Consider the following 25,342-nt stretch of genomic DNA (forward strand, 5'->3'; position numbering starts at 1 on the left):
TTCCAGGGGCTCAGTTGGCGGCCGCCACGGCGGCCTGTTGAAGGGCTTGCAGGAACGCCGCGGGCGGTTGCGCACCGCTGACGAGAGAATCGCCGATGCACAGGGATTTCACGGCGTGGCTCCTTGCGTTGAGAGGAACGCCAGATTAGTCTTTGCGTAAAAATCAATGAATCGGTCTGTATCGCAACGTAGGATTGCGTATTTCGCAAAGATAACCATGGATAAACTGCAAGCCTTGCGCGTCTTCCTGGACGTGGCCGAGTCAGGAGGATTCTCCAAAACCGCGCGGCGCCTGGGGGTCGCCACGTCTTCCGTCACGCGGCTGATCGATACCCTGGAGGCGTCTCTCGGTACCGCGCTGCTGACCCGGTCGACGCGCCAGGTAACGTTGACCGACGCAGGAGCGACTTACCTGGAGCAGGTGTCCAGGGTTGTGTCGGATCTGGAGGAGGCCGACGGCAGCGTGTCGGACGTTGGCGCGGTCGCGGTCGGACCCTTGCGGGTTTCCTTGCCAGTGACCTTCGCGCGCTTGTGCCTGGGACCCTATATCTCGGGTTTCCTGCGCGAGAATCCGCGCGTGTCACTGGATCTGGTGCTATCCGATGCGTATGTGGACCTGGTGGCGGAGCGGATCGATGTCGCTGTCCGCATCGGCACACCGGACTTGCAGCCTCAATTGATCGTGCGCAAATTGGCCGAGCACCGGCGCTATGTGGTGGCCAGCCATGAATACCTGGAGCGGCACGGCACGCCCACTGCGCCGGAGGAATTGACACAGCACGACTGTCTGCGATTCGCCCACCAGGCCGGGCCGCAGCGCTGGTCGTTTCTTCGGGGCGATGACAAGGTGCAGCATGTGGAGGTGCAAGGGCGTCTGGCCGCCAACAACTCGGACATGCTGCGCGAAGCCGTGCTGGATGGACAGGGCATCGCGCTGCTGGCGGAATGGCTGATCCGGGAGGACGTGCGGGCCGGGCGGCTGCGCCGGTTCTTCGAGGACTACGAGGTCAATCCTCAAGAGCAGAGTGTGTGCGTCCATGCGGCGTATCTACCGAATCGCAGGCACTCCAAAAAGGTCCAGGTATTCCTCGATTTTCTCCAGATGCGTCTTGCGACAAGCGCGGCCGGCTGACGTCAAGCCCTGTTGACCCCTGCAGCCTGGGCAATTGAGGGCCTTCTTTCAGGGATGTTATGAACGCAAAACACAGATCTCGTGCAATTGCGCGAGATCCGGCTCCACGCCCAGGCCCGCCGCGTTTCCGAGCTTGGCCTCTCCTTCGATGATGACGCCCAACGCCGGGCTGAGGGCCGCGCGCAGCGGGTTCTCGTTGGCATCGATTTCAAGCATGCCGCCGGCTCGTCCTCGCGCCGCCAGAATGTGCGCCGACGCAAGCTGGCCGACACCCGCGCCAAGGAAATGCGGGCAGTAGCGCAGTCCAGCCTCGTGAATCCTGTCGATGACGGGCAGGCAGCCGGATATGCCGCCCCATTTGGCCAGATCCGGCTGCACGACTTTAAGCGTCCTGCTGTTGATCATGGTCTCGAAGGCATCTGAACCGATGAGGTTCTCCCCGGCTGCCAGGGGGATGTCCGTTTGAGCAGCCAACTGCGCCCATTCCGATAGTGGACGATCCGCGCGCAGCGGCTCTTCCAGCCAGCGCGGCGCGAACTCGCTGAAGTGGTTGGCCATGCGCTGCGCACCCGCTAGATCCCAGGCCTGATTGGCGTCCAGCATGAGCTCGTTGCCAGAAGGAAGCCGGGCGTGCACCGTTCTGACATTGGCGAGGTCCCGCTCTTCGCCAAAGCCCACCTTGAGCTTGAAAGCGCGATAGCCCTCCGCATGTTTTGCGAGCACCGTATCTTCGGGGCGGTCAGGGTTGATGCCGCTTGCATAGACGCGAATCACGTCCGAGACGCCGCCCAGGAATTGCCATAGCGGCACGCCCGCCCGGCGCGACAGCATGTCCCACAAGGCCAGGTCGATGCCGGCGATCACCTGCGCGATGGGCCCGGGTTCGCCCGACTGGATGGCGAGCACCGCGGTGCGCGCGCTCATGTGGGCAAACGCGGCTTGGGCCGAGGCGTAAGGCTGACCGACGACCAGCGGCGCGACAACGGTTTCAAGCAGACGGGCGCGGTGTTCCGCGCCGCAGCCGGGAAAGTTGCACCAAACCTCGCCCCAGCCCACTGCGCCATCCGTGTCCTCTACCCGCACGAGCAGGGCGGGGCGGTCATGCATGGTGCCGAACGAGGTCTGTACCGGACGCTTGACCGGCCATCGCAGGACGTAGGCCTCGATACGCGCCAGCGTGAATGGTTTGATGAACCAGGCTTGAGTCGTATTAGGGTTTGTCATGGCATGAAGATATTAAGTGCTGGTCTATAGTATGTTTAGCACTTACGGATTGCAACTCAGGTCTAACCCTCTATACACACCATGCGCCTTCCGTCCTTCATCTCGCGCCCGCTGCTCATCGCGGCGCCATGGCTATGCATCCTCTTGCTGTGGCTGGCGGTGCGCGCCAGCGGACTCGTCAGCCCCGCGCTTGTGCCTTCGCCGGCCGCGGTCGTCGAAAAGTTCATCGAGCTCTCCAAGGACCGCCTGTGGCTGGACATCTGGATGTCGGCCCGGCGCGTCTTCACGGGCGTCGCGCTGGGCATCCTGGTGGCAGTGCCTGTGGGTTTTTGCCTGGGCTGGTATCGCGGGCTGCGGGTCTTCATCGATCCCGTCATCAACTTCTTCCGCGCGCTCCCGCCGATCGCGTTGATTCCGCTGGTGATCGTCTATTTCGGCATCGGCGAATCGGCCAAGACCGTCATCCTGTTCTATGCCTCGTTTTTTGCCGGCGTCATCGTGATGTACGAAGGCATCGCCCAGATCAGCCCGATCTTCGTGCGCGTCGCCCGCACGTTGGGCGCCAACGACGTGGAGATCTTCGCCAAGGTCATCGTGCCGCTTACCGTACCGCACATCCTGACGGCCATCCGGGTGGCGCTGGGCGTGGCCTGGGCCACGCTGGTGGCGTCCGAACTCATTGCGGCCCAGCAGGGGCTCGGGGCGCTTATCCAGAATGCATCGTCGTTCTTCCAGCTGGACGTGATCTACGTGGGGATCATCTGCATCGGCCTCATCGCCATGCTGATGGACCTGGCGCTGAGGGCCGTGAGCCGGCGCCTGGTCGCGTGGCAAGACCGCATCGCCTGAGACCGTTCCGGACATACAAGACCATGACCATCAGCACTCAACTGCGCAGCGTGGACACCGCTACGCCTAAGCCTTCCCAGGAACCGGAAGTCAGAATCAGGTTCGATAACGTCACCGTGGACTTTCCCACGGCCACAGGCCCGATGAGGGTGGTGGATGGCGTGACCCTGGACATCCGGGATGGGGAGTTCGTCTCCATCATCGGCCCTTCAGGCTGCGGCAAGACGACCTTGATGAATATCGTCGGCGGTTTTGTGCAACCCACCGCCGGCTCCGTGACGCTGGACGGCCGGCCCGTCACGGCGCCCGGGCCCGACCGCGGCGTGATCTTCCAGGAATACGGCGTGTTTCCGTGGCTGACGGTGCGCGGCAACATCGAGTTCGGCATGAAGCTCGCGGCCAACAAGACGAGCCCGCGGGAGCGCGCCGAGATCTGTCAGCGCTACATGAAGCTGATGGGCCTGAGCGACTTCGCCGATCACTTTCCGAAGCATTTGTCCGGCGGCATGCGGCAGCGGCTGGCGATCGCGCGCGCCTACGCCGTCAAGCCCCAGTTCCTGTTGATGGACGAGCCCTTCGGCGCGCTGGATGCGCAGACCCGGACCGCCATGCAGGATCTGCTGCTCGAAGTGCTGCAGACCGAAGGCAAGACGGTGATGCTGATCACCCACTCGGTTGAAGAAGCCGTCTACCTGTCGTCAAAGATCGTCGTGGTCACCGCCCGGCCCTCAAAGGTCCGGAAGGTGATAGAGGTTCCTTTCGGCTACCCCCGTTCGGAGCGGGTCCACGAGGACCCTCGTTTCGTCGAGTTGAGCCGCGAGATCCGGGAGCTGGTCATGTTCGAGTACGAAGCCCAGGCCCGCCAATCCGTGCGCCCGACGGATTGAGCCAGCGTCAGCAGCCCCACCACAAGGAGACTCCATGAAACTCGACCGCAGAACCCTGCTCAAGGCCGGCATGGCCGCTTCCATCGCAGCAATCGCGGCGCCTGCCATCGGCCAGGCGCGCAAGAAACTGCGCGTAGGCTACTTGCATACGCCCGCCGTCGACGGCCACCTGTGGCTGGGCTTGCAGATGGGCAGCTACGCCAAGCATGGTTTGGAACTGGAGCCCATTGTCTTCACCACGGGGCTGGAGATCTTCCAGGCCATGATAGGCGGCAGCCTGGATGTGCTGGCCACCGGCGCGGTTGTGTCGAACTTTCCAGCGCGCGGGCAGGGCAAGGTTTTTCTTGTGAACGACATCGAGTACGGTACTGCCCAGCTTTGGGTCCGCGACGAGTCGATCAAGACCGTGGCCGATCTGAAGGGCAAGCAGATCTCCACGACCACGGGTACGACCGCCCATGTGTTCCTGGACCGGGCCTTGCGCGCCGCCAAGCTCGATCCGGGCAAGGACGTGCAGATCGTCAACCAGCGCATGGCCGATGCCGTTACCTCGTTCGTGTCCGGCGCGGTCAGCGCGGTTGCGCTCTGGGTTCCGTTTGACACGATCGTCCGGTCCAGGGTGTCCAATGCGCGCATGCTGATCGACGCTTCCGCGTTCTATCCGGAGGCGGCGATCATGGGCGGATGGGCGGCCAGGAACGATTTCTACGAGGCCCAGAAGCCGGCCATCCGCAGCCTCATCGCTGCCTGGGGCGAGGCCAATGACGCAATCGTGAAAACGCCGGACGCCGCGGTGGAGACGCTGCAGAAGACGCAATACAAGGACGTGCCGCTGGCCGAGTTCAAGGCGCAGTTCAAGCAGGCCAAGTATTTCTCCACGGCGGAATGGCGCACCAAGTACGAGGACGGCTCAGTGACACGCTGGCTGCAGCAGGTGACCGATTTCTTCGCGCAGGCCGGGAATATTCCGAATCCGGTTCCCGCTTCGCGCTACTTCGATCCCTCGGCCTATCTGGAGGCGATCAAGGCATGAGCATTCCGGCTGGCGCGGGCTTTGATTACATCGTCGTCGGCGGCGGCTCCGCCGGATGCGTGCTGGCCAACCGGCTCAGCCGCGATCCTGCGGTGCGCGTGCTGCTGCTGGAGGCGGGCGCGGCTGCGCACAATTTCTGGCTCAAGCTGCCGGTGGGCTACTTCAAGACCATTTACGATCCGCGGTTTGCTCGGCTGTTCCCGGTCGAAGCCCAGGCCGAAACCGGCAATCGCGTCATCCTGTGGCCGCGCGGCAAGGCGTTGGGCGGTTCAAGCGTGATCAACGGCTTGTTGTACATCCGTGGTCAGCATGAGGACTACGACGACTGGGCCGATCTGGGCGCAACGGGATGGGCCTATCGGGATGTGCTGCCGTACTTCAAGAAATCCGAGCGCTACGACGGGGGCGAGTCCGAGTATCACGGCGCTTCCGGCGAACTCCGTGTCTCCAACCTGCGCAATGAACATCCTTACACGGCTGCTTGGGTGGAAGCGGCAGTCGAGGCCGGCTGCCGGCGCAATGACGACTTCAACGGCGCCGAATCGGAGGGTGTGGGTCCCTACCAGCTGACGCTGGGCAGCCGTTGGCGTTGCGACGCCGCGACCGCGTTTCTTTATCCGGTCAGGTCGCGTCCGAACCTGGTGATCGAGACCGGCGCCCATGTCACGCGCATCCTGATCGAAGGCGGCCGGGCGCTGGGCGTGGAGTGGGTGCAAGAGGGCCATTTGAAGCGCGCGATGGCGGATGTCGAGGTGGCGCTTGCTGCGGGTGCGCTGCAATCGCCCCAGGTACTGCAGCTTTCGGGCGTGGGCGACGCAGCGCTGCTTGCCAGGCACGGCATCGCCGTCGCCGCACATTCGCCGGAAGTCGGCCGCAACCTGCAAGATCATTACCAGGCGCGCGTGATCGTCAAGCTTAAGCGGCGCATGTCGCTGAACGACGCGGTGCGCAATCCGTTCAGCCTCGCAGGCATGGGGGCGCAGTGGCTGTTCCAGGGCAGGGGACCGCTCACGGTGGGCGCGGGCCAGGTAGGCGGGCTGGCGGCGACCGAGCACGCGGTGGGCGGCCGTGCGGACATACTTTTCAATGTCATGCCGCTATCCGTGGACAAGCCAGGCGACGCGCTGCACCGGTTTTCCGGCTTTTCCGCGTCGGCGACGCAATGCAGGCCCGATTCGCGCGGCACCGTCGAGATCGTGGGCACGGATCCGTTCGCATCGCCGCGCATCGTCTCGAACTACCTGACCGAACCGCGCGATGCGAAGGTCTTGGTCGCGGGCTTGCGCATGTTGCGCGACATCTATGCCCAGCCGTCGTTCCGCGACCTGGTAACCGGAGTTGAGTACCTGCCGGGAAACGATGTCACGACAGCCGCCGCGCTGGAGCAATTCGCGCGCGACAAGGGCGGCACGGTGTTCCATCCTGCCGGCACCTGCCGCATGGGCGGCGACGCCGGGTCGGTGGTCGACGCGCGCTTGCGCGTGCGCGGGGTGGAGCGCTTGCGCGTCGTCGACGCTTCGGTCATGCCCCGCATGGTGTCGACGAACACCAACGCCGCCGCGATCATGATCGGCGAGAAGGGCGCCGCGCTGATCCTGGAAGACGCGCGCGGCGCTGCCCGGCCGCAAGCGCGTGATATAGTCGCGGACACTTTGACGCCATGATTCTCGACACCGCCCAAGCCCCTCTCTACGTTCAACTTTCGGATCTGTTCCGGCAGCGGATCCTGAAGGGTGTGTGGAAGAACGGCGAAAAATTGCCCTCGCTCGACGCGCTGGCCGAGGAGTTCCACGTGGCCAAGGTCACGGTGCGCCAGGCAATCGAAAGGCTTACCCGCGACGGACTGCTTTCACCGCAGCGGGGGCGCGGCACCTTCGTGACGGGCGCGCCCCAGGACAACCGTTGGTTCCGTGTCGAGACCACGCTCGAGAACCTGTCCAGCGTCTATCGGGATACGCACCCGACCATACTCAATATCGACGAGTCCACGCGCACGCCGTTGCTGAACGAGTCGGACGGCGTCGCCGCGGAAAAGTATGTGTTCATGCGGCGCATCCATGCCCGCAACGGGCAGCCGTATTGCGTCATCAACATCTACCTGGACGCCGCCATCTTTGCCAAGCACCCTGCGCGCTTTCGCAAAGAGACCGTCATTCCCATTCTGATGGGGATGTCCTCGGTGGATATTGTCTCTGCCCGTCAGGTGCTGACCATCTCGACCGCTGACGTCGAAGTGGCGCGGCATTTGGGCATCAACGTGAACGCGCCCGTGGCGGAAGTCCGGCGCGTATTCACCGGGCCGGACCGCCGCGTCATCTACCTGGGCGAAGTGACGTATCGCGGCGATTTCGTGCGCATGGAAATCGACCTGAAGCCGTGATGGCTGAAAGGCTGCCCGCTGTATCCGCGCAGGCAAGCAGGCCCTTCACGTGTCCCCGGGTTATCGGCTGCCGGCCAGTCCTTCAATAGCGGCGCGGGCGTGGGCAATGAACGCCGCGGTTTCGGCATCGTGCCGTTGCGCCAGGTCGTCTTCTTCTTGTCCCAGATAGATCGCGCGCGCCTTGGCGAGGACGGGGCGGTAGGGCGCTTCCAACCTCTCGAGCAGCCATGCCGCCGCCTGGTCCTTGGATGCGATGCCCCCGGAGACGGCCGTGTACCAGATGCGCGCCAGCGCGAGGATGATGTGCTTTTCATCGCCGGCCCAGTCCTCGGGCGTGTTCCACTGCGCGACAGTGTCCAGTAGCGCCCGCCTCAGGTCTTCGCGGGGGACGGCCTGGAGCAACTGATCGGCCTGCGGCCCCAAGATGGGAATGCTGTGTCCACGGACCTTGGTGAGCAGTATGGCCAGATCGTGGTCCATCATGGGCGGTTCCACGACTCCCGCCATCAGATCGGTCCGCAGCCATTCGCCGAACTGGAGTTCGCGTCTGGCCGGGTGGCGCCAAGGCACGACGTGTTCCAGCGCCAGCACGGTGACTTCGAGCGCGCGCAAATCGGGTGATGAGCCGGGCGGCGCGGAGATCGCCAATAGCGCCGCGGCCAGCGCGCGCAGCACGGCTTCGTCCGGCGGCTGGGTCACGGTAACGAGCAGGTCGATATCGCTATGGGGCTGCAGCCCGCCGTCCACGGCGGAGCCGAACAGATGGATGGCGACGAGGCCAGCGCCCAGATGCCGTTCGATGAGGCTGCTGGCCGCTGCGACCTGGGTGGCGATTGAGGGGGGAACGAGATGAGCCATGCGTCGATAGTAGCGAAGTTTGCTCGCAGCCGGCAGGGCGGCGGCGCGCAGGCCATGATCGCCGCGCCGGCACTGGTACTATGCCGGCGCAAGGCCCAAGTCCGCTGATCCCAACAAGCCCACGACAGGCACCGAGATGAACCGTTTATTGTTCCGAGCAGGCGTCCTGGCCGCAGGCGTCCTGATGGCAACGGCCAGCCAGGCGCAACCGCCTGCGGCCGCGCCCAATATTGGAGGCTGGCGCCAGGTGTCGGATAGCCAGTTCAACCGGCAATTCCATTTCTCGATGCTGCCCGGCGTGGCGGCCATCGGCAGCAACTGGGCGGTGTACGACTCCCGCGCGGGGAAGGTGGTGTGCTGCCTGGTGGTGGAAGGGCCGGAAGTGTCGGAAGAGCAACTGGGCAGCGTCTACGACATTCCGGGCCCCTGGATCACCGATCTGACCAATGGCTGGAACCTGGACGCGGCGCCTTACCGGCCGCGGGTGCAATTGCTGCGCGTGGATGGCGAGTTGCGCGACTACGAGTTCGCCGATGCTGGCGACGGCGTGGGCGGTCTGCTGGTCCCCGACCATGCCGACGCCGTCGCCGCCCGCTCGCTGGAAATCGATGGACAGCGCTACGCGGTGGAGCGCAAGGATTCGACGCTGGCTGATGACGATGGCGGCCTGTACACGTACAGCCTGCGTCCGGCCAAGGGCGGCGCGCCGCTGAAGATCGAGGTTCCCATCGGAACCTATTGAGCCCGGGAGGCGACGACCACCGCATGAGCCAGACCCTGCAAATCGAGGATGCCCCGCTCACCGAGGATGACATCCTGCTGCTGCGCAGATGCTCCCGCGGCAGACTGTTGATGGCCGTGTTCGGCGTCTTCGTGGTGCTGCTGCTGGCGCTTTCCGTGTTGACCTTTGTCGTGCTTGGTCTGTCCGAGTGGCGCGCGCTGGACGTCGGCGTGGGCGCGGTGCTGCTGGCGGGCATTGCGGTGATGGGAGCGCTGGCGGTGTTTTTCGGACGCAAGCTGCTGCGCATGCCGCCAGGCTGGCGCAGCCTCGACCGGGCGCTGAAGGGGCGGCTGGCCAAGCAGATCGTTTCAGGCCGGCTGACGTCATTTGGTCCGGCTTCCTCGACGCCGGGCGTGTGCTACGGATTCGGCGAGCAGCGCGTGGACGCCGCCCTGCCGTTCTGGAACGAGATCGCCAGCGACACTCGTAGCGGACACGGGCCCGCGACGGCCGTGGGTCTGACAAATCTGCCCGTGCGCCTGCACCTGCTGACCTTGCAGCCAGACTCGCCTCCCGTGCTGTTGCGGGTGGAGTACCCCATGAGCGCGGAATCCCTGGTCGCTGTCGAGGAAATCAGCGATGCCGACCGTGCGGCCGTGCGCAGGGAAGAGTTGGACGCGCGCAAGTTCATGCTGATCTTTGCCCTTGTGCCGCTGGTGGGGGGGCTGTTTCTGCCGCCGCTGCTGTTCGTCGCGGCGATCTTTGCAATCCTGGGAATGCTGTTTGGCATGCGCAGCCGCAAACTGCAGCGGGGGCTGTACAAACATGGCGTGCGGGGTGTGGTCGAAGAGGCCGTGGTCTATCGATTGCGCAGCCCCAACTCCTCGATCGTCTCGCTGGTCCACAACTACCGCATCGGCGGCGTGATGTATCGGGTCGAATACCTGGGCGACGTGGTTGAACCGGGCAGGCGCGTCGAGTTCGAGTTCCTGGATGGCGGCCTGAAGGGGCAGACTGCGCTGTTCTTCCGCGTGGACGGCGAGCCTGCGTAGGCGTCAATGAGTCGGCGGAACCGCCATCAGTGGATCCCGCCAAGCAAAAGGAGAGTTGCATGTCCGTACCCATAGACGTGTCCGGCGAGCCCGCGGGCTCGGTGAGCGAGGCAGGGCATTATCAGGTGAGCCTGACCGCGGCGGGCAGCCACGTCTTCGCACGCGAAGCAGGGCGCGGCAATCTGATCATCGGCCCGGCCAGCATGGGCAAGAAGGCTGATCTGCACGTGGCTGGCGACGAGGCCATCAACTGGGCTGCATTTGAACCGTTCTCCACGCCTGCCGGCTCGCCGTGGCCGCGGCATATCGATTATTACGGCAACGACAGCGGTTTTTTCGGCTGGTCGCAGGGCCGCGAAATCGAGCAGTTCAGCTGGGCGCCGGCATACTCAGGCAGGCGCGCCATCGACGCGGGCGCGGCAAGAATCCAGACGCTGCGCATCCGGCTGGACCAGGTGTCGGGGCATCTTGAAGCCAGGTTGCCTCAGGTCCGTGACCTGGAGTTGTTTGGCGACCTGACGCACATTGCCGTGGCGGGCGAACTGCCCGATATGTTGTCGCTGCGGCCGGCGCTGGGGCGCCGGACTGGCGTGGCGTCTTACGCCTTGCCCGATCTCGGCCCGCTGCGGGGCGTGCGCGCGCTGGCGCTGCATGGCGCGCCGCTGGGACAGCCCATTTCGCTGCAGGGCATCGATCGCTTTCCGGAGTTGGAGAGCCTGTCGCTCTGGGGCGGTTTCAGCGACTGGGAGGCGCTTGCCCGCCTGCCGCGCCTGACTAGTCTGGAGATCCGATTCACGCCCGATCTGGATGGCTTGCCAGAACTGGCCAGTTGGCCCGCGCTGGACAGGTTCATCGCCTACAACGTCGACGAAGCCGCAGGCAAGCGCTTGAAGGCGCAGATGAAGGCAAGGGAGAAGGTCCGCGCATGGGGCGGTTACAACTCCGTCTCCCAACTGCGCAAGCGGGAGTGGTGGCAAAGCGAATACGGCCGGCCTTTCTCGGGCTGGAACAGCCGCATGGCGAAGTCGGCGAATACGGCCTACGACACGGCCCGGTCGGCGCTGGAAAGCGCAAGCAATACCGTTGAGGTCCAAGCCGCAATCTCTGTCTTTACCCGCCACTTCAACAGCATGAAGGGGATCGGGACCAGCGAGCGCGAAGACATAGGCGAGGCGGTGTGGCAGTTCAGCCAGCTTGCCCAGGTCGAACGGCTGGGAGTAAGCGAAGCGCAGACGCAGCGCTGGTTCGACGAGGCCAGGGATTACTGAGGCGTTGCTTACCCGTGGTCAAGGCCGCAGGCGATACCTTCTATGGCGGCTACGCGGGCTACTTCATGGATCCGGACGGGCATTTATGGGAAGTGGTCTACAACCCTCAGATGCTGCCTTAGGAATAGTCGCGTAGCGCTCTGTTACGGTGACAAAGGGGCGCTTCCTTTAAGCTCCGCGAGTCTCAATTCTGATGGAGCTGGCGCATGTTCAAGCCCTTGATTTCCGTGGCGTCGATGGTTGCATTGTTGGGAATGGGCGGCATAGCCCGGGCCCAGGATCTGGTCCTGCCTTCCATTCCCGAAGCGACGGATGCGATCGTCGACATGCTGGCGGACACGGGCATGCCCCGGCCGTCCAAGGTCAAGCTTGGAACCTGCATCCCGGCGGTGGAGGCCACGTATCCGGGCCAGGTCGCCTGCACGGTCGCGGTGACCCTGGGGGCCGCGGTCAGCGAGAACCAGATGGATTTCTACAAGCAGGACGGCAAGTGGAAAGCGCAGCCCAGCGTTTCCCAGGATAAGCTGCCGTTTCCTGATCCCAAGCTGGATTGAGAACGACCTCCGGCATGGCGACGGCCACAGGCACTTCAACCCGGGCGCCGCAAGTGCGACTGTTTACGCCTGCCGGCTCATGATGCTCAAGGCCACCGCCTCGGCGATCTTGATGCCGTCTACGCCCGCCGACAGGATGCCGCCGGCGTAGCCCGCGCCTTCACCCGCCGGGAACAGTCCCTGGGTGTTGAGGCTCTGCAAGGTTTCGTTGTCGCGCTTGATGCGGATGGGCGATGAGGTGCGGGTTTCGACGCCGGTCAGCACCGCGTTGTGCATGCCGAAACCCTTGATGGTCTTGTCGAAGACGGGCAGCGCCTCGCGGATGGCGGTGATGGCGAATTCGGGGAGCGCGGTGGCCAGGTCGGTCAGGTGCACGCCCGGCGTGTATGACGGCAGCACGGAGCCGAATTCGGTCGATGCCTTGCCGGCGATGAAGTCGCCGACCAACTGGCCTGGCGCGCTGTAGTTGCGGCCGCCCAGCTCAAAGGCCTGGGATTCCCATTTGCGCTGGAAGTCCACGCCCGCCAGCACATGTTCGGGGTAATCGACCTCGGGCGAGATCCCGACCACGATGCCCGCGTTGGCATTGCGTTCATTGCGTGAGTACTGGCTCATGCCGTTGGTGACGACACGGTCGGGTTCGGAGGTGGCTGCCACCACCGTGCCGCCCGGGCACATGCAAAAGCTGTAGACCGAGCGTCCGTTGCTGGCATGGTGCACCAGCTTGTAGTCCGCCGCGCCCAGGATGGGGTGGCCGGCGTTGGGACCGAAGCGCGCGCGGTCGATCAGCGACTGCGGATGTTCGATGCGGAAGCCGATAGAGAAGGGCTTGGCTTCCATGAACACGCCCTGGTCGCGCAGCATCTGGAAGGTGTCGCGCGCGCTGTGGCCGATGGCCAGCACGACGTGGTCGGCCTCGATGTGCTCGCCGCCGGCCAGGGTCACGCCGGTGACGCGGCCGTTTTCCCGATGCAGCGTTTCCACCCTGCTGGAGAAGCGGACTTCGCCGCCCAGCTTTGTGATGGTGTCGCGCATGACTTCCACCATGCCGACCAGGCGGAACGTGCCGATGTGCGGCTTGCTGACGTACAGGATTTCTTCGGGCGCGCCAGCCAGCACGAATTCCTTGAGCACTTTTTCGCCGTAGTGCTTGGGGTCCTTGATCTGGCTGTACAGCTTGCCGTCGGAGAAGGTGCCGGCGCCGCCTTCGCCGAACTGGACGTTGGAATCGGGGTTCAGGATGCGCTTGCGCCACAGGCCCCAGGTGTCCTTGGTGCGTTCGCGCACGGCCTTGCCGCGCTCCAGGATGATGGGTTTGAAGCCCATCTGCGCCAGGACCAGCCCGGCAAACAAGCCACAGGGGCCGGTGCCGATGACAATGGGGCGCTTGGCCAGGTTGGCGGGCGCCTGGGCGACGAACTTGTATTCGGTGTCGGGAGTGGGCTTGACGTTGCGGTCGTCGTGAAAGCGCTTGAGCAGCGCCGCTTCGTTTTCGACATCGACGTCCAGCGTGTAGATCAGCAGGATGTTGTGCTTCTTGCGCGCGTCATAGCTGCGGGAGGCAACGGTATGGCCGCGCAGATCGCTGGCCGCTACACCCAGTTTCTTGAGAATCGCGGCGGGCAATTCTTCGGGGGCGTGATTCAACGGCAGCTTGATTTCAGACAGTCGCAACATCTTTGGTCCAGATAAATGGGCGAGCACAACGTCGCCAAACGCGAATTGTACTGGACCGCAGGCAGGGGGCCGCGGGGTATCTGGCGCCGGTCAGGGGCCGGGAGGGCTGGTTCGCGCGTCGCGCCGCACTGCCTGGGGCGGCATGCCGAAGCCGCGCAGAAAAGCCTCGCGCAGGTGGCGGCGGTCGCGAAAACCGGTTTCCCTGGCCACGACTTCCAGCGGATGCCGGCTGCTTTCTATCATCAGCCGGGCAGCTTCCAGCCGCAGCCCCTCGATGGCCTTGGCGGGCGACTGGCCGGTCTCGGCCGTGAATACGCGGCTGAACTGGCGCGGGCTCAGGCTGGCGGCCTGGGCCAGATCCTCCACGCTCAAGGGGCGGGCGAGGTTGCGGCGGGCATGTTCCAGCGCCTGCTGGATGCGGTCGGACTTGGGCGCGAGCCTGAGCATTTCCGAGTGCTGCGACTGGCCGCCCGAGCGGCGCTGATGCATGACCAGCCGGTGCGCCACCGCGCGCGCGATATCCGCGCCCAGGTCTTTTTCCACCAGCGCCAAGGCCAGGTCCATTTCCGCGGTCATGCCGGCGGAGGTCCAGACCGTCCCGTCGGCGATGTAGATGCGGTCGGCCTCGACCCGCGCGCGCGGATGGCGCTGCTGCAAGGCGTCGGCCCAGTACCAGTGCGTGGTGGCGCGCCGGTCGTCCAGCAGGCCGGCGTCGGCCAGCAGGAACGCGCCGGTGCACAGGCCGGCGACGCGGCGCGAGCGGGGCGCGAGTTTTTCCAGCAGCCGGGGGAGTTCGGACGCGACGGGCCTGGACAGGGGCGAAAGCACGCCGGCCACCAGCCAGGTGTCGGCCTGGCTGCGGGCGGTGAGCGGACGGGCCTGTACCGTCAGGCCAGCCGAGGCGCGCACCGCGCCATCCAGGGCGTAGCTCTCCACCGCGTAGAAGGGCTCGCGCGCCACCACATTGGCGAGTTCGAACACGGCCTGCGTGCCCAGGCCGATGATCTGGAAGCCTTCGGGAAGTATGTAACCGATGCGGTGCATGGGAGCGTCCTTGCGGGCTATGGCCCCGCGTATGTCCTGCGTCAATGTCCTTATTTATGACTATATACGTCATTTACGCCATTGGCTGCAAGCCGCAATATGGCTTCCATCGCAATCACCCCTACGGAGTCTCACCATGGCACAAACCCAACCCGGCACTGCCCTCGTTACGGGCGCATCCAGCGGCATCGGCGCGCTGTACGCGGAAAAGCTCGCGCAGCAGGGCTACGACCTGATCCTGGTCGCGCGCAACCGCGAACGCCTGAACGCGCTGGCCAGCGTCATCAGCACCCGCAGCGGCCGCGCGGTGGAGGTATTGGCGGCGGACCTGGGCGACCGCGCGTCGCTGGCCCGCGTCGAAGACCAGCTGCGCCAGGACGCCAGCATTACCTTGCTGGTGAACAACGCCGGCATCGGCACGCATACGCCGCTGCTGCAAAGCGACGTGGAGCAGATGACGCGCATGGTCGACCTGAACGTCACCGCGCCGATGCGGCTGACCTATGCGGCGGTTCCGGGCTTTGTCGCGCGAGGCCGGGGCGCCATCATCAATATCGCTTCCGTCGTGGCGCTTGCGCCCGAAGTCCTGAACGGCGTCTATGGCGGCAGCAAGGCATTCGTGCTGGCGTTCAGCCAGTCGCTGCAGCACGAGCTGGCCGGGACTGGCGTGCAGGTCCAGGCTGTGCTGCCCGGCGCCACGGCCACGGACTTCTGGGCCATCGGCGGGCGGCCGGTGGAAACATTGGACCAGCGCATCGTGATGCGCGCCGAAGACCTGGTCGACGCCGCCTTGCTGGGCTTCGCGCGCGGCGAGAAGGTCACCATTCCCTCGCTGCATGCTGGCGAGGAATGGGACGCCTACGAGGCCGCGCGCCTGGCCATGGCGCCCCATCTGTCCAGCAGCGCCGTTGCACAACGCTACACGGCCGCGGTCTGAACCATGGACACCGCCATCTCCGCTGCGGCGCCGGGCAGTGCGGCGCCTGCGCGCCTGACCGGGCGCCTGCTGGCCGTGCTTGCCGGCATGGCGGCCTTGGGCGCGCTGTCCACCAACATTATCCTGCCGGCGTTTCCCAGCATGGCAACCGAACTGGGCGTGGACGCCCGCGATATGGGACTGGTGCTGTCGAGCTTTTTCCTGGCCTTCGCCATCGGGCAATTGTTCGTCGGGCCGCTGTCGGACCGCTGGGGACGGCGCGCTCCGGTGGTGGGTGGACTGGTCCTGTTCATCGCTGGCAGCCTGGTCTGCGTGTGGGCGTCGACCTTGCCGCTGCTGGTGGCGGGCAGGGTGGTGCAGGCGCTGGGCGTATGCGCGGCCTCGGTGCTGTCGCGGGCCATCGCGCGCGACCTGTTCGAAGGCGAAGCGCTGTCGCGCACCCTGGCCTTGACCATGGTGGCCATGGCTGCCGCGCCGGGCTTTTCGCCTCTGCTGGGCAGCGCGATGGAGTACGGGCCGGGCTGGCGCGCGAGCTTTGCGCTGGTCGCGGTGCTGGGGCTTGTTCTGGCGCTGGCCTATGTGGCGACGGTGGGGGAGACGCATCCGGCCGACCGGCGCGCTGCGGCGACGCCCGCTGCCGTGCTGCGCGGCTATGCGGACTTGGCGCGGGATGTCCGGTTCATCGGTCCGGCGTCTGCCGTGAGCGTGGTCATCGGCGGCCTGTATGCCATTTTTGCTGCCACGCCAGCCATGCTCATGGGACGTCTCGGTCTGAGCGCGCTGCAGTTGGGATTGTTCTTCGCCAGCACGGTGTTTGTGGTGTTCGCCGCCGGCATGCTGGCGCCGCGCCTGGCTCACCGCTTTGGCGCGGCCAGGGTGGCGCGATCTGGCTGTGCGGTGGCGCTGGCGGGCGCGCTGACCTTGCTGGCGGGCGGCGAAGATAGCGGCCTGTCGCAGTTCACGGCCGCCGTGGCGCTGTATCTGTTCGGCATGGGACTGGTCAATCCGCTGGGCACTGCGCTGGCGCTGGGACCCTTCAGCCGGCAGGCCGGGCTGGCGTCCGCGCTGCTGGGCGGCCTGCAGATGGCTTGCGCGGGTGGCATGACGGCGTTGGCCAGCCTGGCGGGCGGCAGCCCAACGCTGATATTGGGCGGGGTGTTGGCTGGCGCTTCTGTGCTTGCGTGCGCTGCGTTGATGGCGGGCAAGCGCCAGCGGTAGTACTTTCCTGATTCTCGACAACCTGTACAAAGGACAAACGCAATGCTGCGCTCTCCCGAAACCATAGAAAGTCTCTTCGAACGGCAACGCGGCACGTTGCCTGACACCTTCGGCGTGCGGCCGCTGTCAATCGAGGAAGGGCGCATGTCCATGGAAATGACGGTGGCGCCGTGGATGATGGCGCCCAACGGTTATCTGCACGCAGCCTCGCAGGTGATGCTGGCCGATACCTGCGCCGGTTACGCCACCCTGGCGCATCTGCCCGAAGGGGCCAAGGGCTTCACCACGCTGGAGCTGAAATCGAACTTCCTGGGCACCGCTCGGGAAGGCGTGCTGACCGTAGAGGCGGTGGCGGAGCACATGGGGCGCACGACCCAGGTCTGGTCGGCGACCGTGGTCGACGCAAGCGGCCGCAAGCTGTCGCTGTTCCGTTGTTCGCAGATCATCCTTTGGTGAGCGCGCGGCCCGGTGATGGGCCGCGATGGTAGAACCCGCAAGCCATTCCAGCCTTTTCGTCCGTTTCTCAGACGGATTCCGCCTTGGTTCCCGCGAGCGCCCTCGATAAGCTGCAACGTCGGCTTTCGGGGCCGGCGGCCATGGCGCAAAGAACGCCGTTCGTTCACGACGCCCGACGCTGTTGGCATCCCCTGAAGCTGTGGCTTGGTTGTCTATTGACAACCTATTCTTATGTCTTCATACTGGATACCAATGATGGCTCGTCCGTCCCATCCCAAAAAAGAGGTCGAGGCAGCACTGCACCATGCCGAAGAATGCGGCTGGCGTGTGGAAGTTGGCGGTAGCCACGCATGGGGGCGGATCTATTGCCCCAGCAATCTGGCGGACTGCCGCTGCGGCGAATTCTGCATCACCAGCATCTGGAGCACCCCGAAGAACCCCGGCAATCATGCGCGCGCCTTGCTGCGCGTCGTAAATAACTGTACTGCGCACCGCCACTTGCCTAGGGCTGACGGCGGCGCATGGGAGTAGTGCGATGGAATACACCTTCAACTTGAAGTACCAGCTTGCCGACGGCGACCATGACATGGATGCATTGGTCGAACGCCTGGGTGCGGCCGGTTGCGACGATGCCCTGGTCGGCACCGGGCTGCCGGGACGCATCGCGCTGGAGTTCACCCGCGAGGCTGAAAGCGCGGAATCCGCCGTGCGCTCGGCGCTGGCAGACGTCAGGCGCGCGGTTCCAACCGCCAAGCTGATCGAGGCCGCACCCGATCTGGTGGGCCTGACTGATGTGGCCGAGATCGTCGGCGTCTCGCGCCAGAACATGCGCAAACTGATGCTGGCGTATCCAGACAGCTTTCCGCTGCCGGTCCATGAGGGCAGTACCTCGATTTGGCACCTGGCGGACGTGCTGGCCTGGTTGCAGGCCAAGGGCGGCTATCCGCAGGTCGAACAAGTCATGGACGTGGCGCGCGTGGCCTTGCAGGTCAATGCGGCAAAGGAAGGGCAGCGCGTTTCGCGTTCCGCCTCCAAGGAACTGGAAGCGCTGGTGGGATGAGCATCGCACCTGCTGCGTTGCGCCTATTTTGATGCGCTTGTCCGAGCCTGCCTCCTGATTTCGTCCAGGAAGCGCAAGGCAGGCCCCGGCAGTATGCCTTCGCGCCGATGGTAAGCCGAAAATCTGCGCTCATGGTCCAGCCCGTCCACCCGCAATTCACGGATCAGCCCGGCCTTGAGTTCGGCGCCATACATGGGGCGGGTCAGCCAACTGACGAAGCCGGAGTGCGCGACCAAGCTTTTGATCAGGGGAATCGACGTGCTCGACACCGCGATCGCCGGCGCGGGCAGGCCCCGGGCCTTGAACAGCGACATGAGCCGGTTGTGCGGTTCGGTGCGTTGCGGCACGAAGCACCAGCGCTCTTCCAGCAAGGCCTCCATGCTCACCGCCGCGTCGCCTTGCCGCGGGTGGCCGGCGCCGACGACGACGTTCATGCTTTCTTGCCATGCACAGTTGCGGGCAGACACGATGCTGGCCGTTTCGGGCGCTTCCGGGGCGATCACCAGGTCAACCTGATAGCTGTCCAGGGCTGTGGCCAATTCGTCCCAGATTCCCTCGACCACATCGATGGCGATGCCCGGCCACTTTGCCAGGAATGCCTCCAGCGCCTTGGGGATGAAGAGGGCGGACGCGCCTGCCGTGACACCCAGGCGCAGCGCGCCAGTCGCCAGGCCGCGCATGCGGTTCATTTCATCGCGGGCGATCTTCTCTTCGCGGCATAGCAGTTGCGCGTGCGGCGCCAGAGCCTTGCCGTATGCCGTCAGGCGCATGCCGCCGGAATGACGTTCGAACAGCGGTTCGCCGACAGCCGCTTCAAGACGCTTAATGATGCGGCTGAGGGCGGGCTGCGTCAGGCTCATCTTATCCGCCGCCTTGCCGAGTGAGCCTTCGTCCAGCACGGCAAGGAACGCGCGCAATTCATTGAGGTTGTATGCCATACCAAAATGTAATGACTTTGGCGTTAAATAACAATTTTCAGGAATGAGGAGCGGCCTCACACTCTCGCCATTCGATACGGCCTGTCCCCCGGTCTGCCACTGAGCAGGGGACATGCACGGCATACACACATGGAGAGTAGCGACATGCAGAAACGTCTGTTCCTGAAAGCGCTGTTTGCATTGGCGGCCGGCTCGGGCGCGGCGGCCTGTTGGGCCCAGGCCAGCGACAAGCCCATTGAATGGGTCCATCCCTATCCTGTGGGCGGGGGTTCCGACGCCATTGCGCGCAAGTTGGCGGAAAGCATGGGCGCGCAGATGGGTCGCAGCTTCTTCGTCAGCAACAAGCCGGGCGGCGCGACCAACATCGCGGCGGCCTATGTGGCCAACGCCCGCGCCATCGGCAACATCGTCTTCACGGGCGACTTCGCCACCCTGGCGGCCAATCCGTATCTGTTCGCCAACCTGCCTTACGACAGCGCCCGGGACTTCGTTTCGGCCGGCCTGTATGCCCGCTATCCGATACTGCTGGTGGTTTCCAGCAAGGTGCCGGCAAGCAACCTGGACGAGTTCCTGCAATGGGCGCGCGCCAATCCGGACAGCGCCAATTTCGCCAGTTCCGGCGTGGGCTCTCCCCAGCACCTGGCCGCCGAACTATTCCGCGAGCGCACCGGCCTGAAAATGACGCACGTCGCCTACCGGGGCGGTGCGCCGGCTGTGACGGACCTGATGGCAGGCGCGGTGTCCTTCGCCTTGATGGACGCTTCCACCGTGGTGCCGCAGATGAAGACCGGCAGGCTCAAGGTGCTGGGCGTGGCCAGCCCGCAGCGCTTGAAAAACTTCCCGGACATCCCTACGCTGCATGAACAAGGTTTGAAGGATTTCGAGGCCTTTGCCTGGCAGGGCATGCTGGTTCCCGCCGGCACTCCCCGCGCAACCGTGGACGCGCTGAACCAGGGGCTGGCGGCGGCGCTGAAGACGCAGGCGGTCATCGATTTCTACGCCAACATCGCGGTCGAACCTTGGTTCAGTTCGCCGGACGAGATGGCCAGTTTCGTGGCGGGCGAGAACAGCCGCTGGGGCAAGATCATCCGCGAACGCGGCATCGCATTGCAGTAGGTGCCGCGTGCTGTTGACGATGGAAGACTACCGGATCCGGGCCAGGAAGGTCCTGCCCCGTTTCGTGTTCGAGTTCGTGGACGGGGGCGCGGAGCACGAAACCTGCCTGCGGGCCAACCAGGACGACTTCGAGCGGATCCGGCTGACGCCGCGGGTGCTCAGAAATACCTGTGCGGTGGACAGCACGGTAGAGATATACGGGTCGGCATGGCGCCTGCCGTTCGCGCTGGCGCCTACCGGGTTGAATGGCGTGGTCCGCCCTGGCGGGGACGGCATGCTGGCGCGGGCGGCTGCCGAAATGGGCGTGCCCTTTGTCCTGTCGACGGCCTCGAACCAGCGGGCCGAGGATGTGCGCGCCATTGCCGGCGGCGGCGAACAATGGTTGCAGCTCTATGTGATGCAGGATCGCCGGTTGGCCGAGCAGCTGGTGCGCCGGGCGCGGGCGGCAGGCTACCGTGCGCTGGTTTTGACGGCTGACGTCCCGGTGGGCGGCAGGCGTTGGCGCGATGTGCGCAACGGCTTTTCGATGCCGTTCCGGATCACGCCCCGGATCGCCTGGGACGTGGCGCGGCGGCCTGGGTGGGCGCTGCGCATGCTGCGTGGCGGACCGCCGCGCTTCGTGAACTTGGCCGAGCGCGCCGACGAATCCTTGTCCATGGAAGTTCAGGCGTCCCTGCTTGCACGCAGCATGGACCGATCATTGACCTGGGACAGCCTGCGCTGGCTGCGCAGCCTCTGGGATGGCCCCTTGCTGCTGAAAGGCGTGTTACATCGCGAGGATGCCGTACTGGCGGCGCGGCATGGCGTGGACGGCCTCATCGTGTCCAATCATGGCGGCCGCCAACTGGATGCCGCACCCTCGTCGATCAGCGTCCTGCCCGGGATCGTCGACGCGGTCGCCGACCGCATCCCGGTGTTCCTGGATAGCGGCGTGCGCAGCGGTGCGGATATCGTGCGCGCCCAGACGCTTGGGGCGCGCGCCGTATTCATCGGCCGGCCTGCGCTGTATGGCCTGGCCTGCGGCGGTGCGCGCGGCGTCGTCGACGTCATGCGCCTGCTGGCAGAGGATTACGAGCGGACCATGATCCTGTCGGGATCGGCAGGAGTCTGCCAAGCCCGCGCGTTCTGCGAGCCGGCGGCCCAACCCGTTCAGTCGATCGGATAGGCCTCGCCCTCCAGGCCATAGCGGGTGAAGAACTGTCCGAACGACGGCATGGCGGCGATATCCATTGTGAGTCCTGCGGTGTCCAGCACCAGGGTGGCGACGGTGGCCGAGCGTCCGCCCGTCAGGGTGCCGCGCGGCGGGCGGCAGACGGAATAGGGCGTGGCCCAGTCGTCCGCCAGGGCGCGCCGCACGTCTGTCACCGTGATCCGGGGGCCGCAGGCGTCCAGCAACTGGCGCACGCGCCAGGCCCGGTAATAGGTGTCCACGGCATTCTTCAGGCCCGCTTCGCGCAGCTTGCCCAGCGCGACTTCGCTCATGAAATGGTTGGAATGGGTCAAGAGGCCGTCCTGCGGCAGCAAGGTGAAGCTCTCGTCGGGTGCGCATTCGAAGTCGATCACCCAGCCGTTCTGGCTGACGATCATGTTGCTGGAGCAGGCCTTGGGCGTGGCGGCGATCAGCTGCATGGCGATGGCGACGTGCTGCTGGCAGAGCACCGCGCGCCGCACGCTGCTCAGCGGCACGCCGGACTGCGTGTAGTCGCGGTCGCTGCTGAGATAGTTGCCGGTCAGGCCGATGCCGGCCGAGTTGAAGCCGTGCCGCGCCAGGCCGCCGGCCTCCACCAGCGTCAGGAAGGTGATGCCGCTTTCCAGGGTGGCGCGCAGCACGATGGTGCTGTCGCAGGCGTCGGGTTCCCAGTCCCAGTTGTGCGCATGGATCAGCGTGCCTGTCGCGCTGCGCCCGGGCATGACCAGGGCGGCGGTGCATTCGCCCTCGGCGGGGTCCAGGTTGCCCATCTTGGCCAGTAGCCGCGCTTTGGCGATGACTTCGGTGCGGGCGTTGATCAGGGCTACGTCGTCGAAGGCGCAGCCCGCGCCTTGCGCGATGCCGCGCATTTCTTCGGTATGCGCGGGGTCGAACTTCTGGATCTGGTCTGCGAACTCCTTGATCAGGGCAGCCTGGGCGGCCATGGAAGTGCCGATCTTGTCGAGTTCGCCGCGATAGTGCCGCGCGCTGCGGGCAATGCGTTCGGGCACGGCGCGGCCGTACTGCACGCCGCGTTCAAAGGGGGCGCCGGAGATCGAGACTAGGGGAAACGGGGCGTATTTCATGGGAGCATCAAATGGGGGAGACGGATGTTCAGGAGGCGGTGTGGCCGGTCAGGTCCAGCAGCAGGGCATCGCCGTCGGCGTGCAGGTCCGCGCCCAGCGCGGCGGATGCGCGGATCAGCAGGTCGCGTTCTTGGGCCACGTCGGACGCGGGCAGGAATACGGTCTGGTTGGCGTCGTTGCGCTGCACGAAACGGAACTGCATGGCGGCGGGGCGCTTGTCGCGGATGTCGACGCGAACCGTCATGCCGGTCCACTCCGTATGCGCGTCCGCCTGGTGGGCGACCTGGAAGGAGAAATTGCCGCTGCCATAAAGAATGGGCCTGCCGCGATGCAGTTCGATCGGCAGGATCATGTGGGGGCCATGTCCCAGCACGATGTCGGCGCCGGCCTCGACGGCCGCATGCGCGTACTCGCGCTGGTACTGCAGCACCTCGCGCCGGTAGCCCCAGTGCAGCGAGGCGATCACGACGTCCGCCTGTTCCCGCAGCGCCGCCACGTCGGCCCGGAATTGCGCGAGCGACTCCGGATCGGCCCAGGTCAGCACTTCGGGCGGCACGCCGGGGCGCGTGCGCGCCGCCTGCATTTCCAGCCGCGGCCGGTAGGCGGTATGGCCGCGGATGATGGCGACGCCGGCATGGTGCGCGGTGGCTTCATGGTTGTCCGGCCAGTACACGGCGGTGCGCTGCAGGAAGCCGTAGCGCACGCCGTCGCGTACCTCGATCAGCGGAGCGCGGGCGGCACTGGCGTTCGCACCGGCGCCCACGCTGGACAGGGAAGCGTTCCGCAAGGCCGCCAGCGAGGACAGCACCGCTTCATGGCCGATGTTGACATTGTTGGCGTTGCCCACCGCCTGCAGGCCGGCGTCGCGCAGGACCTGCGCGTGCCGGGGGGAGGTATAGAAGCCGCGCCGCTCCTGGGCGTGCTCGGGCAGGTCGTACAGGCAGCATTCCAGGTTGGCGAACACCAGGTCCGCTTGCCGCAGCGGCTGGCTGACGCGGTCGAACAGGCCGCTGGCGTCATCCACACCCTTGAGGTTGATGTCGCCCAGCAGATACAGGGTTTGATTCATGGTGGCGTTCCTAGTCGGCCTTCGAGACTTCCCAGAGCAGCGGCGCGCCGAAGATCGACGATTCGAAGCCCTGGACGTTCTTGCGGTATGCGCCCGTGCTCAAGGTATTGAACAAGGGGATGATGGGGACCTGCTCCAGCATCAGCCGGTGCAGTTGATCCAGCAAGGCCTGCCGTTCGGCGGGCGCCGTGGCGTTGGTGGCCTTTTCCAGCAGCGCGCGGGCAGCGGGGTCGTCCCACAGCTTGCGCGGCTGGGAACTCTTGTCGCCGGTGACGGCCTCGAAGTTCAGGGCGGGGTCCATGCGGCTGGAGTACGAGAACGACATCATCTGGTAATTGCCTTTCTGCCACTTGTCCTGCTGGGCGCCCCATTCCAGCACCTCGATGTCGGCGTTGATTCCGGCCTGCTGCAGCATTGCCTGCGTGATCACGGCCGCGTCGTAGTTCGGCAGATTGCGCTTGTTGGTCGAAATGACGATTTTCTCGCCCTTGTAGCCGGCCTTGGCGAGCAGCGCCTTGGCGCGCGCCAGGTCGTAGACGTAGCCCTGCTTTTCGGCTTCGCCATAGTAGGGCGAAGCTACGGGGACGAGCGAGTTGTTGGGCTCGGTCAGGCCGTAGGTCACGCCGGCCACCAGTTCCTTGTAGTTCAGCGCCGCGGCGATGGCCTGGCGCAGATAGGGATTGGACAGCAGCTTGTCGCGCGTCTGGATCGTCAGCGTGGAAGGCGCCAACTGGGGCGAGACATTGGTGCTGATGGCCTTGTTCTGCGCCAATTCAGCGACCTCGGAATACGGCACCTTGGACATCACGTCGATAGCCCCGCTGGCCAGGGCGGTCTTGGCCGTGGCCGGGTCGGAGATCACGACAAAGCGCACTTCGTCGACCAGCGGGCGCTTGGAACCCACATAGCCGTCGGGCTTGCCCGGCCGGTTGGCGTAGTTCTCGAAGCGCGTCAGGCTCACGTATTCGCGGCGGCGCCACTCCGCGAAGCGGAACGGGCCGGTGCCGATGGGCTTGTCCCAGGTGCCGTCGGGCTTGACCGAGTCGCGATGGGTGATGGCCGTCATGCCGCAATCGCTGCGCGCCAGCGAATCGAGAAACAGCGGCGCGGCCCGGTCCAGCTTGAACACGACGGTGGCGGGATCGGTGGCGGCGGCGCTTTCCACTTTCAGGCCGATGCGACCATCGAAGTCGGTCAGGCAGCGCCAGCCCGTCTTGGGATCCATGTAGCGGTTCCAGCTCCAGACCACGTCGTCCGCGGTCAGGGGCGCGCCGTTGTGGAAGGTCACGCCCTGGCGCAGGTGGAAGGTGTAGGTCTTGCCGTCTTCGGATACGTCGATCTTCTCGGCCAGCAAGGGGGCGGGTTGGCCCTTCGCGTTGTAGCCGACCAGTCCTTCAACCACGTGCAGGATCACCCCATCGGTATTGGCGTCGCGGTTGACGCCCGGATCGCTGCTGCGGATGTCCGCGTCCTGGTGGGCGCGCAGCACGGTGGCGCTCAGGGCCGGCGCGGTGGCCGTCAGGAGGGCGGCCAGGGCGGTGTACGCATACAGAGGTCGTTTCATGATGGGTCCTTGTTGTGAGCGGTTTGCAGCC

At 65.4% G+C, this 25,342-nt stretch carries 25 protein-coding genes and 1 pseudogene; 18 read left to right on the forward strand and 8 right to left on the reverse strand.

Translation table 11 applies throughout. The annotated features are described in order from the left end of the window. Nucleotides 1–217: 217 nt before the first annotated feature. A complete protein-coding gene (locus tag DXK93_RS23960; protein WP_119451354.1) occupies nucleotides 218–1,132 on the forward strand; it encodes a LysR family transcriptional regulator in 915 nt (304 codons plus the stop codon). A gap of 57 nt (nucleotides 1,133–1,189) precedes the next feature. On the opposite strand, the gene DXK93_RS23965 is transcribed toward DXK93_RS23960, so the two are convergent. Then, nucleotides 1,190–2,356: a mandelate racemase/muconate lactonizing enzyme family protein gene (locus DXK93_RS23965; protein WP_119451355.1), complete on the reverse strand. Its 1,167-nt coding sequence runs from the start codon at nucleotides 2,354–2,356 to the stop codon at nucleotides 1,190–1,192. Nucleotides 2,357–2,437: 81 nt separating this feature from the next. Between DXK93_RS23965 and DXK93_RS23970 the strand changes: the two genes are divergently transcribed. Genes DXK93_RS23970 through DXK93_RS23990 form a run of 5 tightly spaced genes read left to right on the forward strand, consistent with a single transcriptional unit; the run spans nucleotide 2,438 to nucleotide 7,505 of the window. Next, a complete protein-coding gene (locus DXK93_RS23970) occupies nucleotides 2,438–3,205 on the forward strand; it encodes an ABC transporter permease (RefSeq protein ID WP_054456338.1) in 768 nt (255 codons plus the stop codon). A gap of 23 nt (nucleotides 3,206–3,228) precedes the next feature. Next, entirely contained in the window at nucleotides 3,229–4,092 is an 864-nt protein-coding gene (locus DXK93_RS23975) for an ABC transporter ATP-binding protein (protein ID WP_119451356.1), read from the forward strand. 34 nt (nucleotides 4,093–4,126) lie between these two features. Then, the gene (locus DXK93_RS23980) at nucleotides 4,127–5,125 is read left to right on the forward strand and encodes an ABC transporter substrate-binding protein (protein ID WP_119451357.1); all 999 of its coding nucleotides are present in this window, start codon (nucleotides 4,127–4,129) and stop codon (nucleotides 5,123–5,125) included. Continuing rightward, nucleotides 5,122–6,789, forward strand: coding sequence for a GMC family oxidoreductase (locus tag DXK93_RS23985; protein ID WP_119451358.1), 1,668 nt, complete (start codon nucleotides 5,122–5,124; stop codon nucleotides 6,787–6,789). The genes DXK93_RS23980 and DXK93_RS23985 overlap by 4 nt, the downstream gene beginning before the upstream one ends. Continuing rightward, a complete protein-coding gene (locus DXK93_RS23990; RefSeq protein WP_054456341.1) occupies nucleotides 6,786–7,505 on the forward strand; it encodes a GntR family transcriptional regulator in 720 nt (239 codons plus the stop codon). Before DXK93_RS23985 ends, DXK93_RS23990 begins: the two co-directional genes overlap by 4 nt. Before the next feature lie 60 nt (nucleotides 7,506–7,565). Here the strand turns inward: DXK93_RS23990 and DXK93_RS23995 are convergent, their stop codons facing one another. Then, the gene (locus tag DXK93_RS23995; RefSeq protein ID WP_119451359.1) at nucleotides 7,566–8,363 is read right to left on the reverse strand and encodes an aminoglycoside adenylyltransferase family protein; all 798 of its coding nucleotides are present in this window, start codon (nucleotides 8,361–8,363) and stop codon (nucleotides 7,566–7,568) included. A gap of 136 nt (nucleotides 8,364–8,499) precedes the next feature. Here DXK93_RS23995 and DXK93_RS24000 point away from each other — a divergent pair, with 136 nt between their 5' ends. The 5 genes and pseudogenes from DXK93_RS24000 (at nucleotide 8,500) to DXK93_RS24020 (ending at nucleotide 11,958) form a co-directional block, all read left to right on the forward strand. Continuing rightward, nucleotides 8,500–9,105 (forward strand): hypothetical protein, encoded by a 606-nt coding sequence (locus DXK93_RS24000; protein ID WP_119451360.1) that lies wholly within the window; start codon nucleotides 8,500–8,502, stop codon nucleotides 9,103–9,105. A 23-nt stretch (nucleotides 9,106–9,128) separates the two neighbouring features. Next, the gene (locus DXK93_RS24005; RefSeq protein ID WP_119451361.1) at nucleotides 9,129–10,136 is read left to right on the forward strand and encodes a hypothetical protein; all 1,008 of its coding nucleotides are present in this window, start codon (nucleotides 9,129–9,131) and stop codon (nucleotides 10,134–10,136) included. 59 nt (nucleotides 10,137–10,195) lie between these two features. Next, a complete protein-coding gene (locus DXK93_RS24010; RefSeq protein ID WP_119451362.1) occupies nucleotides 10,196–11,404 on the forward strand; it encodes a hypothetical protein in 1,209 nt (402 codons plus the stop codon). Between the two features lie 17 nt (nucleotides 11,405–11,421). Further along, nucleotides 11,422–11,526, forward strand: a pseudogene (locus DXK93_RS24015) (VOC family protein); the annotation flags it as partial. Nucleotides 11,527–11,610: 84 nt separating this feature from the next. Then, nucleotides 11,611–11,958: a hypothetical protein gene (locus DXK93_RS24020; protein ID WP_119451363.1), complete on the forward strand. Its 348-nt coding sequence runs from the start codon at nucleotides 11,611–11,613 to the stop codon at nucleotides 11,956–11,958. A gap of 63 nt (nucleotides 11,959–12,021) precedes the next feature. Here DXK93_RS24020 and DXK93_RS24025 read toward each other — a convergent pair whose 3' ends face one another. Continuing rightward, the gene (locus DXK93_RS24025; protein WP_119451364.1) at nucleotides 12,022–13,635 is read right to left on the reverse strand and encodes an NAD(P)/FAD-dependent oxidoreductase; all 1,614 of its coding nucleotides are present in this window, start codon (nucleotides 13,633–13,635) and stop codon (nucleotides 12,022–12,024) included. Nucleotides 13,636–13,725: 90 nt separating this feature from the next. Further along, complete coding sequence (locus DXK93_RS24030) at nucleotides 13,726–14,679, reverse strand: GlxA family transcriptional regulator (RefSeq protein WP_119451410.1); 954 nt, start codon at nucleotides 14,677–14,679, stop codon at nucleotides 13,726–13,728. A gap of 136 nt (nucleotides 14,680–14,815) precedes the next feature. Here DXK93_RS24030 and DXK93_RS24035 point away from each other — a divergent pair, with 136 nt between their 5' ends. From DXK93_RS24035 to DXK93_RS24055, 5 genes are all read left to right on the forward strand, one after another. Continuing rightward, on the forward strand, nucleotides 14,816–15,616 hold the full coding sequence (locus tag DXK93_RS24035; protein ID WP_119451365.1) for an SDR family oxidoreductase: 801 nt from the start codon (nucleotides 14,816–14,818) through the stop codon (nucleotides 15,614–15,616). A 3-nt stretch (nucleotides 15,617–15,619) separates the two neighbouring features. Then, complete coding sequence (locus DXK93_RS24040) at nucleotides 15,620–16,834, forward strand: multidrug effflux MFS transporter (protein WP_119451366.1); 1,215 nt, start codon at nucleotides 15,620–15,622, stop codon at nucleotides 16,832–16,834. Between the two features lie 42 nt (nucleotides 16,835–16,876). Continuing rightward, a complete protein-coding gene (locus tag DXK93_RS24045; protein ID WP_054456351.1) occupies nucleotides 16,877–17,290 on the forward strand; it encodes a PaaI family thioesterase in 414 nt (137 codons plus the stop codon). Nucleotides 17,291–17,545: 255 nt separating this feature from the next. After that, a complete protein-coding gene (locus DXK93_RS32380; protein ID WP_082401177.1) occupies nucleotides 17,546–17,821 on the forward strand; it encodes a hypothetical protein in 276 nt (91 codons plus the stop codon). A 4-nt stretch (nucleotides 17,822–17,825) separates the two neighbouring features. Continuing rightward, on the forward strand, nucleotides 17,826–18,350 hold the full coding sequence (locus DXK93_RS24055; RefSeq protein ID WP_119451367.1) for an AlpA family transcriptional regulator: 525 nt from the start codon (nucleotides 17,826–17,828) through the stop codon (nucleotides 18,348–18,350). A gap of 23 nt (nucleotides 18,351–18,373) precedes the next feature. Here DXK93_RS24055 and DXK93_RS31895 read toward each other — a convergent pair whose 3' ends face one another. Beyond that, a complete protein-coding gene (locus DXK93_RS31895) occupies nucleotides 18,374–19,402 on the reverse strand; it encodes a LysR family transcriptional regulator (RefSeq protein ID WP_158598574.1) in 1,029 nt (342 codons plus the stop codon). A 30-nt stretch (nucleotides 19,403–19,432) separates the two neighbouring features. Here DXK93_RS31895 and DXK93_RS24070 point away from each other — a divergent pair, with 30 nt between their 5' ends. After that, nucleotides 19,433–20,404 (forward strand): tripartite tricarboxylate transporter substrate binding protein, encoded by a 972-nt coding sequence (locus tag DXK93_RS24070; protein ID WP_119451369.1) that lies wholly within the window; start codon nucleotides 19,433–19,435, stop codon nucleotides 20,402–20,404. Between the two features lie 7 nt (nucleotides 20,405–20,411). Next, nucleotides 20,412–21,569 (forward strand): alpha-hydroxy acid oxidase, encoded by a 1,158-nt coding sequence (locus tag DXK93_RS24075; RefSeq protein ID WP_119451370.1) that lies wholly within the window; start codon nucleotides 20,412–20,414, stop codon nucleotides 21,567–21,569. Here the strand turns inward: DXK93_RS24075 and DXK93_RS24080 are convergent. The 3 genes from DXK93_RS24080 to DXK93_RS24090 are packed head-to-tail and all read right to left on the reverse strand — an operon-like array spanning nucleotide 21,554 to nucleotide 25,311. After that, the gene (locus tag DXK93_RS24080; RefSeq protein WP_119451371.1) at nucleotides 21,554–22,678 is read right to left on the reverse strand and encodes a C45 family peptidase; all 1,125 of its coding nucleotides are present in this window, start codon (nucleotides 22,676–22,678) and stop codon (nucleotides 21,554–21,556) included. The genes DXK93_RS24075 and DXK93_RS24080 overlap by 16 nt on opposite strands. Nucleotides 22,679–22,706: 28 nt before the next feature. Then, nucleotides 22,707–23,747: a CapA family protein gene (locus DXK93_RS24085; RefSeq protein ID WP_119451372.1), complete on the reverse strand. Its 1,041-nt coding sequence runs from the start codon at nucleotides 23,745–23,747 to the stop codon at nucleotides 22,707–22,709. A 10-nt stretch (nucleotides 23,748–23,757) separates the two neighbouring features. Then, on the reverse strand, nucleotides 23,758–25,311 hold the full coding sequence (locus DXK93_RS24090; protein ID WP_119451373.1) for an ABC transporter substrate-binding protein: 1,554 nt from the start codon (nucleotides 25,309–25,311) through the stop codon (nucleotides 23,758–23,760). Nucleotides 25,312–25,342 lie beyond the last annotated feature (31 nt).

It is taken from the genome of Achromobacter sp. K91 (assembly GCF_003576205.1).
In the GTDB taxonomy this organism is placed as follows: Bacteria; Pseudomonadota; Gammaproteobacteria; order Burkholderiales; family Burkholderiaceae_B; genus Achromobacter; species Achromobacter aegrifaciens.